The sequence below is a fragment of the Rickettsiella endosymbiont of Rhagonycha lignosa genome, assembly GCF_964031165.1.
Classification (GTDB): domain Bacteria; phylum Pseudomonadota; class Gammaproteobacteria; order Diplorickettsiales; family Diplorickettsiaceae; genus Aquirickettsiella.
The window spans coordinates 728,489-741,434 of record NZ_OZ035011.1 but is presented as its reverse complement, the minus strand read 5'-3'; the positions used below and the strand labels follow the sequence as shown (position 1 = coordinate 741,434).

At 39.8% G+C, this 12,946-nt stretch carries 11 protein-coding genes and 4 tRNA genes; all 15 read right to left on the bottom strand.

Annotation, left to right across the window (positions count from 1 at the left end; genetic code table 11):
* Positions 1 to 168 precede the first annotated feature (168 nt).
* Positions 169 to 615 carry a universal stress protein gene (locus AAHI99_RS03395; RefSeq protein ID WP_342228262.1) on the bottom strand — a complete coding sequence of 149 codons (447 nt, stop codon included), beginning with the start codon at positions 613 to 615 and terminating at the stop codon, positions 169 to 171.
* Positions 616 to 707: 92 nt separating this feature from the next.
* Positions 708 to 784, bottom strand: a tRNA-Pro gene (locus AAHI99_RS03390).
* A 101-nt stretch (positions 785 to 885) separates the two neighbouring features.
* Complete coding sequence (locus tag AAHI99_RS03385) at positions 886 to 1,185, bottom strand: integration host factor subunit alpha (protein WP_342228261.1); 300 nt, start codon at positions 1,183 to 1,185, stop codon at positions 886 to 888.
* A gap of 6 nt (positions 1,186 to 1,191) precedes the next feature.
* Positions 1,192 to 3,567, bottom strand: a complete 2,376-nt coding sequence (pheT, locus tag AAHI99_RS03380) for a phenylalanine--tRNA ligase subunit beta (protein ID WP_342228260.1) — start codon at positions 3,565 to 3,567, stop codon at positions 1,192 to 1,194.
* Between the two features lies 1 nt (position 3,568).
* Positions 3,569 to 4,588 carry a phenylalanine--tRNA ligase subunit alpha gene (pheS, locus tag AAHI99_RS03375; protein ID WP_425288727.1) on the bottom strand — a complete coding sequence of 340 codons (1,020 nt, stop codon included), beginning with the start codon at positions 4,586 to 4,588 and terminating at the stop codon, positions 3,569 to 3,571.
* A gap of 114 nt (positions 4,589 to 4,702) precedes the next feature.
* Positions 4,703 to 6,514 carry a hypothetical protein gene (locus AAHI99_RS03370; protein WP_342228259.1) on the bottom strand — a complete coding sequence of 604 codons (1,812 nt, stop codon included), beginning with the start codon at positions 6,512 to 6,514 and terminating at the stop codon, positions 4,703 to 4,705.
* A gap of 404 nt (positions 6,515 to 6,918) precedes the next feature.
* Positions 6,919 to 7,107: a Trm112 family protein gene (locus AAHI99_RS03365; RefSeq protein WP_342228258.1), complete on the bottom strand. Its 189-nt coding sequence runs from the start codon at positions 7,105 to 7,107 to the stop codon at positions 6,919 to 6,921.
* Complete coding sequence (tsaB, locus tag AAHI99_RS03360) at positions 7,100 to 7,798, bottom strand: tRNA (adenosine(37)-N6)-threonylcarbamoyltransferase complex dimerization subunit type 1 TsaB (RefSeq protein ID WP_342228257.1); 699 nt, start codon at positions 7,796 to 7,798, stop codon at positions 7,100 to 7,102. The genes AAHI99_RS03365 and tsaB overlap by 8 nt, the downstream gene beginning before the upstream one ends.
* Positions 7,799 to 7,803: 5 nt before the next feature.
* Complete coding sequence (locus tag AAHI99_RS03355) at positions 7,804 to 9,534, bottom strand: hypothetical protein (protein ID WP_342228256.1); 1,731 nt, start codon at positions 9,532 to 9,534, stop codon at positions 7,804 to 7,806.
* Between the two features lie 73 nt (positions 9,535 to 9,607).
* On the bottom strand, positions 9,608 to 9,931 hold the full coding sequence (fdxA, locus tag AAHI99_RS03350; RefSeq protein ID WP_342228255.1) for a ferredoxin FdxA: 324 nt from the start codon (positions 9,929 to 9,931) through the stop codon (positions 9,608 to 9,610).
* Positions 9,932 to 9,964: 33 nt separating this feature from the next.
* Positions 9,965 to 10,051: transfer RNA gene (locus AAHI99_RS03345), tRNA-Leu, on the bottom strand.
* Positions 10,052 to 10,087: 36 nt separating this feature from the next.
* Positions 10,088 to 10,161, bottom strand: a tRNA-Cys gene (locus AAHI99_RS03340).
* A gap of 168 nt (positions 10,162 to 10,329) precedes the next feature.
* Positions 10,330 to 10,405, bottom strand: a tRNA-Gly gene (locus AAHI99_RS03335).
* A 36-nt stretch (positions 10,406 to 10,441) separates the two neighbouring features.
* Positions 10,442 to 10,990 carry a CDP-diacylglycerol--glycerol-3-phosphate 3-phosphatidyltransferase gene (pgsA, locus tag AAHI99_RS03330; RefSeq protein WP_342228254.1) on the bottom strand — a complete coding sequence of 183 codons (549 nt, stop codon included), beginning with the start codon at positions 10,988 to 10,990 and terminating at the stop codon, positions 10,442 to 10,444.
* Between the two features lie 56 nt (positions 10,991 to 11,046).
* A complete protein-coding gene (uvrC, locus tag AAHI99_RS03325) occupies positions 11,047 to 12,879 on the bottom strand; it encodes an excinuclease ABC subunit UvrC (RefSeq protein WP_342228253.1) in 1,833 nt (610 codons plus the stop codon).
* Between the last annotated feature and the right edge of the window lie 67 nt (positions 12,880 to 12,946).

Genomic DNA, 12,946 nt, shown 5'->3' with positions numbered 1-12,946 from the left:
TTAAATAGAGATAATTATTCCACTGAATCACGTAGCGCTTTGATTTCTGTTATGAGATTAGGAAATTTACAACAAAAAGATCGGATCGTTAAGAACGAGCGAACAAATTATTTTGTTGGCTACTGTAATAATTAAGGGATGGTTTTAACTAATCTTAACGATAAATTATTAGGCTTTTAATTCCGGGATCTTCACCACTAAAGCATCACAGGATAGATGGTGGATCACTGCACTGGCTGTGGAACCAAATAACACACCAATACCATGTCGACCATGGCTGCCAATGATAATTAAATCAGTTTTTAATTGTTTCATTTTATCGAGTATCACCACTTTAGGGGATCCGACTTCAACAAATTGATGTTTTGCAGGGATATCAAATTTTTTCGATACTTCTGCTAATTGTTTTTGCGCTTCAGCTAGCATTTCACCTTCTAAATCGATGACAGCAGGGTAAGCTTGAGCAACACCATAAGCATTAATATGTTCCACTGCATGAATGACCGATAAGCTGATATGCCCACCTTTGGTTAAGGCGTGTGCACGCTTCAAGATAATGTCATCACAGGTAGGGTGTAAATCTATCGCTACTAAGATATTTTCATAAATTGCCATATCTTATCTCCTGACTTTAGGTAAATAAACTATATTCCTAATATTTATCCTACACTAAGCAGGCAAAGATATACAGCGATTGTATTAAACTTTGGTCGGGACGACTGGATTTGAACCAGCGACCACCTACACCCCATGCAGGTGCGCTACCAGGCTGCGCTACGCCCCGAACAGCGCACATTGTAATGTTAGGATCGTCAACTCGCAACTAGCAATTAAATCCAAAAACAATTAAACCTTACAATAAATGCAATGACAAAAGATTAAAAATTAATTTTTTTGGTTCTTTAATTGTGATTTTAATTTCTGACTGGCTTGAAATAGCACCACATTCCGCGAAGTTACAATGGTTGTCACACCTGTTTTTGGATTTCGACCCGGTCGTTCTTTTTTTCTACGCCGACGAAAACTACCTAAACCGGAGATTTTAACGGGCTCCCCTTTTTCTAATGCTAATACAATTTCTTCAAAAAAAGCATCCGCCAGTTTTGTTGCTAGAGGTCGGCTGAGACTGGGCTCTTGTTGTCTTAAGCTGTTAATCAAATCAGCTTTGGTTAACACTGGGCTCATAGTACTTTAATCCCGTATATGAATAGCAAAACTCTGTTTAAGATTGTCGATTACTTTTTGCATTAAATCATCCACTTCAGCATCAACTAAGGTACGTGTCGGGTGCTGCCAACATAAAGCCAAAGCTAAACTACGTTTTTGCGATTCTTGTTCTGAAAAATAGACATCAAACAAGAAGGATCGATACAACAACTCACCCGCTTTATGATTCACATGCTGCAAAATAGTTTGTGCGGGATATTTTTCATCCACCCAAAAAGAAATATCCCGTCTTACCATAGGAAATTTAGAATAAGTTTTAAATTGTGGAAAATGTCTGTGCTTAATGGCGGAAGTTTCTAATTCAAAACAATACACTGGACCAATTAAATCTAACTCAGTGATAATTTTTGGGTGTAAAGCGCCAAAATAACCGACAATCTTACCCTCACGTTGTAAGTCGCTGGATAGACCGGGATGTAAAGCAGGATGTGTTCCTGGGATAAACTGAATATCGTTTTTAGCGGTTAAACTCAATAAGGCTTCCAGATCAGATTTCATCGTAAAAAAATCTAAGGGGGTATTAGCAACAGCCCATTGTTCCGGTAAACTATGCCCACTGGCAACGGCAGCTAAATATTCTTGCTGTTCAAATTTTTCTTTATGCAACTGAAAACAAACGCCCGTTTCAAATAAACGACAACTTAATTGCTGTCGTTGTTGATTATAGCGTAAGGCATTCAACAAACCCGGCCATAAACTGGTGCGCATCACTGAGAGTTCACTGGAAATAGGATTTAGCAAACTTATTGATTCAACGTGCGGAATTACCGTTTGCTGCAGTTTAGGCGCTGTAAAGCTATAATTGATAGCCTCATGATAGCCTCGGTCGATAAGTAAATCTTGCAGGCGAGTTAAGGAAAGTTGTGTTTCAGATTGCGGTAAAAATCTTAAAGGACTATTCGGCAGTATGGCTGGAATATGTTGATAACCATGAATCCGCGCTAACTCTTCGATGAGATCGACTTCTAAGGATAGATCAAAACGCCAAGTCGGTGGCGTTACCTGCCAAGCGTGCACATCCTTATGCTGTACATTAATCCCTAAGCTCGCAAAAATTGTTGAAATTTTTTCTTCGTTTAAGGAAAAGCCTAAAAATTTTTGTAAATACGCCGGACGAAATTTTATGTTAGACCTAGGTTCGGTTGCTGATTGCACCTGTGTGATAGGCCCTGCTTGACCGCCGACTATTTCAGTCAATAATTCTGTCGCCCGTTCCAAAGCCGACACAGTAATAGCCGGATCCACACCGCGTTCAAAACGGTAGGCACCATCGGTATTCAATCCATACTGCCTAGCACGACCGGCAAGGCGTGTGGGATTAAAAAAGGCGCTTTCTAAAAATACATCCTGAGTTTGTTCGGTGACTGCTGAATGCAAACCTCCCATTATACCAGCTAAGGCTTGTGCTTGGTTTTTATCCGCAATCACTAAGGTATTTGACTCTAAAACTAAATTTTTACCATCTAATAAAGTGATTTGTTCTTGCGCCTTGGCATAACGTACACACACCTCATCTTTTAATTGCTTAAGATCAAAAGCATGCAGAGGTTGACCTTGTTCTAACATCACATAATTTGTCACATCCACCACGGGATGAATGCTACGCACACCACTACGACGTAAACGCTCTTGCATCCATAAGGGTGTTTTGGCTTGCGTATTGATGTTACGGATAATTCTTCCGGCATAATGCGGACAATCTGCCACGGCGATAACTTTAATAGCCAATTTATCTTCTATAAGCACCGGCTGTTTGACAATGGCAGGCTCCGTCGATGTTTGCTGCGTTATGGCAGCAATATCACGGGCTAAACCTTTGATACTTAAACAATCACCCCGATTAGGTGTCAGATGAATATCCAAACAATGATCATTTAATTGCAAATACTCGCGAATATCTTTACCGAGGGGTGCATCATTAGGTAATTCCAAGATCCCAGCATCTTGTGTTACTTCAGCGAGACCTAACTCACTGCTGGAACATAACATGCCCTGTGAAACCACACCGCGTAATTTAGCTTCTTTAATCAATACCTCATTGGGTAATTGCGCGCCTACTTGTGCAACAGCAACTTTTAAACCTGCTCGACAATTTTTAGCACCACACACGATCTGCAAATATGAATCCGTACCAATATTCACTTTACACACTTGTAAACGTGAGGCATCGGGATGCGGCACTGCGCTTAATATTTCACCGACAACGACTTTATGAAACGCTCCGGCAACCGGATGCACTGCAGCGACTTCTAAGCCGGCTAAAGTAAGTTGTTCAGCCAATTGCTCGACACTTAAGTTAGGATTCACCCAGGTACGTAACCATTGTTCACTTACTTTCATATTAAAATTGCTCTAAAAAACGACAATCATTTTCAAACATTAAACGCAAATCGGGAATTCGATAACGTAATAACGCTAAACGATCGATGCCCATACCAAACGCATAGCCTTGATGTTTATCTGGCGCTAAACCCACTTTTTCTAATACATTCGGATGCACCATGCCACAACCTAATATTTCTAACCATCCGGTTTGACTGCAGACACGACAGCCTGCTCCGTCACACATTACACATTGGATATCTACTTCCGCCGAAGGTTCAGTAAATGGAAAATAAGCGGTACGAAAACGAATCAATAGATCATTTTTTTCAAAAAATTTCTGTAAAAATTGTGTTAATAAACCTTTAAGCTCAGAAAAATTAGCGGATTCATCGATTAACAATCCTTCGACTTGATGAAACATCGGTGTGTGTGTGACATCAGAATCGCAACGATAGACTCGACCCGGTGCAATCATTCTTATCGGTGGTTTAGTGTCTTGCATTGCGCGTATCTGTGCGGGCGACGTATGCGTGCGCAGCAGCAAGCCATTCGCAAAATAAAAGGTGTCATGTAAAGCACGCGCTGGATGATTACTCGGAATATTCAGTGCCTCAAAATTATAATAATCATCTTCGACTTCGGGACCTTGTTCCACCGTAAAACCCACGCCGGTAAAAAAATCGACAATGCGATTACGCGTACGAGTTACCGGATGCAAACTGCCATTCGACTGGCCACGACCCGCTAGGGTGATATCGACTTTTTCACTCGCCAATTGCGCGTTGATTTCTTGGTTGATTAATAACTCATTCTGCGCTTTCAACAAGGCTTCAATTTGTTGCTTAGCTTGATTAACGGCTTGTCCGGCTTTAGGTTTTTCAGCCGCTGGCAACTGTGCTAATTTTTTAAGATAATCATTTAATGCACTTTTTTTACCTAATAGCGAGCTACGTAATTGTTCTAAATCAAAAGAACGTTTTGCTTCGGCAATCGATTGTGCCGCTTGCTGAATAATTTGTTGCAAATCATCTATCATGAAACTAAACCTTTTTTAATTCTTGAATCAGATGCAGAGCTCGGACTCTATAAATCGTTCAGTCTAGCATATCCGTAGGATATATCGGTAAAAAATATCAGCTGTTAGCCGGATCTAAATTGAATGTCTGGTTCCCACAGTAGTCGGGCTCAGCTCAGTTTCAGAAATGGGTGATGGCAAAGTAATATTTAGCGCAGGAAACAATACGCAAGAAGATCTATTTTCGTAAACAGGATTTTCAGCTAGGTCAGTACTTCCACACGTTTTATATCCACACTCGACCAATGAATCTTTGATAATTTTGGTCGCTTCATTTCTACGAATTTTTGCATAATCATCCTGTTTACCCAGCGTACCCGCTAACGCAGAAAAAAAACACGCTACGGCGGCAAAAGCTGAGATGAGTTTTCCATCGAAAACTTGAATGGATCGACCTGCTGCATTTAAAAATAATAAAAGACCATGCGCAATCCGACCCAAAAGAGATTGTTTATTTGCTGTAGACACTCCCTCTTCAGTCTCCTGTGTCGTATTCGGCTCAGTTCGTGAAAACAATTGCCTGAAACCACTACAGAAATTAAGGATAGTGCTGACTGTAAACGGAAGATCTCCAAAAAACGCAGCAAAACCCACGATCCAAGAACCTGTTAAAGTCAATGCAGGAACTAAGCTTGGAATCCCGGTAAAACAGATGAAAAATAAGCCAAACAATGCAAAACCGGTAAACACAACTTGTAAAAGATAACTTAATAACTGCGTACCTGTAAGATTTTTCAATGCTTTTATTTCTTTAATAAACCATTCTAAAAACTCTTTACCCGAAGAGAACTTGGTTTGAATAATATCCACTAAATAAACCCATGCTTTAAATATAATTAAGCTTAAGCCTATCGTCATTCCGAATACTAAAGCGCTGATTAAGATAGCGGGTAATACCACCGGTAGTGTTGGGAAAAGCGTAGCAAGTAAGGCCATACCAAACATAATGGTTAAAGAAGCATTGCTGAGACCCACACCCACTGATAAAACAGCACCGAAGACCAGCAAACATTTCATACGTAGTGACAATTGCCTACGTTTACCCTGTTGGTCAATCACTTCGGTGATGCCACCGCTTTTTGCTAAAGCGCGTAAAAATTTACTGCTGTGAACAGAAAAAAGTCCATAATTTGCATAAGTACTAGCAGAAAATATAGCCAACCCAGCCAATCCAGCCACTGCTACAGAAGTACCCAATCCACTCAATAATAAGAATATAAATCCACCGGTAGCCAAACCGACGGCTAATGCGGCAAGCAAGCCAATACCCATAGCAAATCCATGTAAAAACTTATCTGCTGGAGGGGTAAAAGATAAAATAGCGTCAGCGGCTTTATCAAAAGTTTGACGGATATCCTCCGGTGTTTCACTCTTTAATGCATGAATACAGTCAGTAAGACAATTTATAAGTTCTGCTTTTGATTCAGAATGGATAGGAGCTAAATCTTTATCGATAAATACACTGACTTCATTCTGTAATCTATTAACTTCCGCGATCAAAGCCGCATGGATAGATCCCCGAAAAGATTTATCTATACCGCCTTTGAACGTAATCTCTTTACGTAATTTTCTGTCTTCTTGTTTACGTAACCCAGGATCTTCCCATGCCTTTAAAAAGCTTAGTAGATTCCAAAGCCTTGTACATAAATCCTGCCGTTTAGAGGGAAAACATAAAAATTTAAATGTGAAGCGATTTGCGATAGTTTTAAAGAATCGTTTCTTTTGATCCGTTTCTTCAGCGAATGTTCCTTCTGCACAATTATTAACCTCTTGGACAAACTCCTTTTCTAGAATATCTTCTAGCTGAATTAAATGTTCTATATAAGCAGAAAAATTTTCTTCGAGTAATAATTGATTATTTGCTTCGATTAATTGCTTGAATTGCATAATGAAATTATTTTTCTTTTGTGGAAATTTGTTACGCGCTTATGAATTCGATATTGCTGTTTTAATGCAACATGACATAGTTAAGTATAAATGCCAAAACTTAGGTTTTGCTTAAGTGATTTAAATAAAATCCTTCAGAGCAAACCTATTGTAAAAAGAAAAATGAGATTCATTAACAATGCTGATCACAGTTAAAAGTTAATTAGACTAAAACGTAGATTTCAGCCTGATTATCTTAAAGTTAGAAAGTTTTTTAACGCTGTTATGCGCTTTCAAGAGTGTGTTACTTAATAGAGAGACTGTTAAGCCATTAGGTTCTACATCATTAAATTAAAAAAAATAATTTTATATTTACTGAATTAGTAATAATCTTGAATAAAAAAACATTAAAAAATAAAATCGCTTTAACTCAAGCGATCATATTCTTCTAAGGTTATTCTTCTCGCTTCCGTCTCTAACATAATCGGAATCTCATCGCGAATAGGATAAGCCAAACGATCAAAACGACAGACGAGTTCTTGAGCAGATTTTTCATACACCAAACTTGCTTTGCATAATGGGCAAACTAGAATACTGAGCAAATATTTATCCATCGCAACCTCGTCGTAGAGCAACTGTTTCTCTTAAATAAGTGGGTAAAGCTTCGGCTGCCGTAACTGTTTCCCCACGTCGATAAGCATCGGCGGCAATCACCGCAGCGTCATAGGCCTTAGGATAGCGTTGTGGAACCCAACGCTGCAACCGATTCTTGAATTCTGTTTCGAATAAGTCATGGTATTGATCCCAACCACTACCAACTCCCACAAAACGGGTTAAACCGTTCGTATCACATTGATGTGGTAGGCATAATTGTTCAATGCCGCAGGCTTGCATGATTGCGGTGTCGGCATGTAAACGATAGGCAGCAGAAAAAACCTCCTGTAAACGCGCGTCGATAGCCGTTAGCACCTGCGCCGCTTGCAATTCTCGGTAAGCACCTTGTGCCAAACAGTGTAAACTAGACACGAGCACAACCGGTAAATCAGCAGCAAAAGCACTCGCTTGAATAACGCTTGCCGCAATACGTATTCCAGTAAAACTACCCGGTCCACGTGTAAAAGCTAACGCGTCCAGATCGCGTAACATAAGCCCCGCTTCATCTAACAAGGATTGCATCATCGGCAAAATCAATTGTGAATGGGCGCGCGGTGCACATTGATAGCGTTCCTGAATAAGCTCTTCGTACAACAAAGCCGCCGAACACGCTTCGGTACAAGTATCAATGGCTAATAGCTTAAGTGACATACATTTTAGTTATACTTTAACCCTTCGCCACAGTCATTGGCCTCAGGTTCACCCGTTTCATTGTCCCGGGAGTTAAAAAACTGGGATCGAAATTTATTCACAATATTAGCATTACTGGATTGATCTTTGCTAATTTTTGCACAGTCAGGTTGTTGTTTTTTTAAATAATCAAGCAGAGCGAGTCGTTTGGGCAGTATTATAGGCAAATAAGGAGAAAAAAAATTCAATCCTTGTTGGATCATCTGCAAAAGCTCATCGGCTAAATTAGCATCCCTGGTCATTTTGTACCAGAGTTCTGCACTCGGTAAACCTGAATTCAACAAGCTATGCCAAGCTAGGGTATTTAGCTTCACTACAGGCGGATCACCAGCAAATAAAGCATCTGGATCGGTTACTGCATTTTTAGCCAATCTCTGCAGCGCCTCAACAATAGACAACTTTCTATAACTTTGTCCAATGGAAATAAAACTTATTAGCGTTTCATAGACCTTTTTAAAAGCATTCGGCACTTTAGCAGTATACATACCATAATGCAGTAAAAAATAAAACGTATCGCCTTCTGCTCGGCCTATCGCTTCATACTCATAAGCTCCTGTAAATATACAGCTTGGATAAATCGGATTTTTACCCATGGTATGTGCAAGATAGGTAATAAAACGCGTCTTTACATTCGCGTAATCCATAATCGCTGTCAAATCAAAATCGTAAGCTTTTTTTATAGCTTCTTGCAGATATTCAATACTCGATTCATCCCCAAACATTTCTGCTATTTTTTTTAAGTAACGCAAAGCAGGAATATAAATCGTGAAAATATAATTACGTTGGGTTCCTGACAACATACTTCCCCAAAAAATATGTCCGATATCATGTAAGTACATGGGAAGCGGTCCACATCGATAACCATCAGCATCTTTAGGATTCGACAAAATTTGCGGAGCATACAATGCAACCGGATGAAAATTTTGACTATGCCATTTATACAAAGTTTCTAGGCCTGGATTGCCCAAAACCGGACGCATGCGCAGCGGTTGTTGATTCAGCGCTTGCAAAACATAATTGATCAGCGAGGAAGAAGGTATTAAATAATGGGTGGTTGGATCTTCAAAATTACCTACACTAATTTTTTGTAGCAACGGTAAATTGTTGATCAGTACCCAAACTAAACGATTAGCATCATACTGACTCTCGCGCTGTGTCAGGTGATGATCAAATTCCGTTTTGATTAACCACTGTTCGATGCGTGGCAGTTTTACTACATAATCGACTAATTGATCAAAATTCAAATGCGTGTTTAAGTTCTCCAAAGCATGCATCATGCCAAGCAAATATTGATAACCCAGAATTGTTATTTTTCCCGCCTTAACTAAAGAAACAATTTCGACTTGATAATTACATTTGACATCCTGATCCTCAGCACGCAAATCTTGTTTCTGCGTATACTGCATTTTTGCAATCAGATAGACATAAGCGGTAACCCCTTGCCAAAAAGGGATCATTTGCTCTTGAATGAGATAAATAAGATATAAATTACAATCGCGATTATTCCAAATTTTTGCCCGAAAATTTCCTTTACGAATTGCTTTTTTTAAGCAACACAGTCGCGGGTCATTCGCAGTTAAATTATTTAAAAAAGCGGGGATGGTTTTATTTTTTTGAACTAATTCTAATAGATTATTGTGGATGGGTTGCACAACAATGGAACTTGAAGCATATTGCTTCTGGTAATTTTCATCCATAAAAATTGTTGTTTATTTAATTATTAGATTTATTAATAAATAATATTGCGTAAAAATGAAATTTTTAGCGTAATCATTTTTCAAGATATTGTAATTTATCTTCTTTGTCTTTCCATTCATCGGCGTCGGCAGGCGGATCTTTGCGGTGCGTGATATTCGGCCATTTTTGCGCGAGTTCTTTATTCAACGCTAAAAATTTTTGATACTTTTTCGGCAAATCATCTTCGACATAAATAGCATTGACTGGACATTCTGGTTCACACAGACCACAATCAATGCATTCGTCAGGATGGATTACCAACATGTTCGGCCCTTCGTAAAAACAATCGACCGGACATACCTCGACACAATCGGTATATTTACAACGTATACATTTTTCAGTGACTAAAAATGTCATTGGACTACTTTAAAAATACAAATTGAATAAATCTGGTGCCCGGGGCCGGACTCGAACCGGCACAGTGTTACCACCGAGGGATTTTAAGTCCCTTGCGTCTACCAATTTCGCCACCCGGGCAATATACTATTATCTTTCTTTTTCTTGCTCTCTAACTGGAGGCTAGGGCCGGAATCGAACCGACGTACGCGGCTTTGCAGGCCGCTGCATGACCACTCTGCCACCCAGCCAATCTTTTTATATCTAAAGGCTTTGTCTTTTTATTAATTTCTTCGCTGGATGCTTGTTTCAGGTGCTCATGTACTTCGCAATACATTCCGCTCCTCAACAATCATCCGCCTTGAACTTAACAAAAATACTTCAGCCTCTGTATCTATAACATCTAAAAATAAAAACTTTGGAGCGGGAAACGAGGCTCGAACTCGCGACCTCAACCTTGGCAAGGTTGCGCTCTACCAACTGAGCTATTCCCGCAAAACGGGTGTTATTGTAACTGCATGAAAAATACTGTCAAGAAGATAAATCATGCCAAGCTGCTTTTAAATATAAACACATACTCCATAACGTTAACAATACGGCAAGATAAAGTAACACATAACCCAACCAAGCAAATCCTATCCAAGCGCCCGGTTTGTATAGTAATAATAAAATGATGGCTAACATTTGTATTGTTGTTTTTATTTTCCCTATCATGGTTACGGCCATGTGCTTATGTTTACCAATTTCTGCCATCCATTCACGCAATGCGGATACCATAATTTCGCGACAAATAATAACAATCGCGGGAACCGCTAAATAAGGTAAAGCGCGATCACCGACTAATAATATCAACGCAGTTACAACAATTAATTTATCCGCAACCGGATCGAGGAATGTACCTAGTTTAGAAACTTGACCTAAGCTGCGTGCTAAATAACCATCTAACCAATCCGTCATCGCAGCAAAAATAAAAATGATCGCGGCCAGTATATGGCTCCCCCGAAAGGGTAAATAAAATAATAAAATAAAAAATGGAATTAAAACAATGCGCAGAAAAGTCAATATATTGGGGATACCCATAAGGTGTATACCAGCCGCTAGCAAATGTGGTGATTAGCTTAGTGTAACCGGTTAGTTTAGGCTTTTAAAGCTAAATAAATCTGTTCGGCTAAACGTTTACTGATACCGGGTACCTTAGCGAGATCGGTGGCACTGGCATTTTGTAAGGCTTGTAATCCACCAAACTGGCGTAATAATTCGCGTCGTCGTTTCGCGCCGATACCTGGAATATCTTCCAATGCCGAAGTTCGTCTTTTTTTTGCACGCCGACCCCGATGACCAGTGACCGCAAAACGATGCGCTTCATCGCGTATCGTTAAAATAGCACGCAAGGCCAATGAATCAGCGGGTAATGTAATCGCTTGCGATCCGGAAGAAAGATATAAGCTTTCCCGTCCTGATCGACGCCCCGGTCCTTTCGCCACACCTATAATGAGAACGCCACTGATCTGTAACTCTTCTAAAACGTGTTCGGCCTGTTTTAATTGTCCTTTGCCACCGTCGATTAATAAAACATCCGGTAAATTTTTTTCTTCGTTTTTCAAATATTTATAACGACGTAGGAGTGCCTGACGCATCGCCGCATAATCATCGCCAGGCGTAATATCCTCAATATTAAATCGCCGATAATCCATTTTTCGTGGACCTTGTTCGTCAAATACCACGCACGATGCCACTGTTGCTTCGCCTTGTGTGTGACTAATATCAAAGCATTCTAAACGTTGCGGTAAATTATCTAGGCGCAACGCCGTTTGCAAACATTCGAGTTGTTTATAAAACGCCAATTTATCCGAAAGATGCGCAGCTAAGGCATGTTGTGCATTTTCATTGGCCAATATCATCCAGTGCTGCTTTTCACCACTCGGTTTATTCAGTAATTTAACTTTATGTCCCGAACGCTCCGCTAGCGTAGCTATTAACCAGGCTTGTTCAGCAATTTTTAATGGCAAAATAATCTGTTCAGGAATGCTATGCGCAACCTCAGTTTGTAAATAAAATTGTCCAATAAAAGCCGATAACACTTCCGCGGCGGCATGTTCTGGAGGAACATTCGGAAAATAGGCTTTACCACCTAATAATCGGCCATGACGCACATTCATCACATACAATACATAATGAGAGGTTTGTTGTGCTAAACCGATAATATCCAAATTTCCCTGGCCGGTAGTAATCACTTGTTTTTGCTGAATTTCTCGCAGCGCTGCAATCTGATCGCGCAAACGCGCTGCAGTCTCATAATCTAATTCCTGCGCAGCCTTTTCCATTTGTTCAGCAATATCCTCGATAACCGTTTGATTTTTTCCTTGTAAAAATAAAACGGTATTGTTCACGTCACGCTGATAATTTTCTGATGTAATCAACCCGACACACGGGCCGGTACAACGTTTAATTTGGTATTGTAAACAGGGTCTAGTACGATTGCGGAAAAAACTATCTTTACATGACCGAATTCTAAATAATTTCTGCAATAAATTTAAAGTTTCTCGGACCGCCAAGATACTCGGAAACGGCCCAAAATAATGGTATTCTTTGCTGCGGGCACCGCGGTAAAACGCTAAACGCGGATAACTTTGATGTTTGCTTAAAATAATATAGGGATAACTTTTATCATCGCGTAATAAAATATTATAGCGCGGTTTGAGTTGCTTAATGAGATTACTTTCGAGTAGTAACGCTTGATTTTCAGTTTCAGTCGTCGTGGTTTCAATAGCAGTAACCTGTCTCATCATCAACGCAACACGACTACTTTGCTGAGTGCGGAAATAACTGGTGAGACGTTTTTTTAAATTCCGTGCCTTTCCAACATACAATACCTGTTGCTCGGCATTTAAAAATAGATAAACGCCAGCACTTTGACTGATAAAAGCAAGTTGCTGCTTTAAATTCGACGTTTCGCTAGCACCTGCCACTACAATCACCCATTAACAACTTAAAAAATCAGCTTATACGCTGGTTCCTTCAAGATGCAAACAGCAT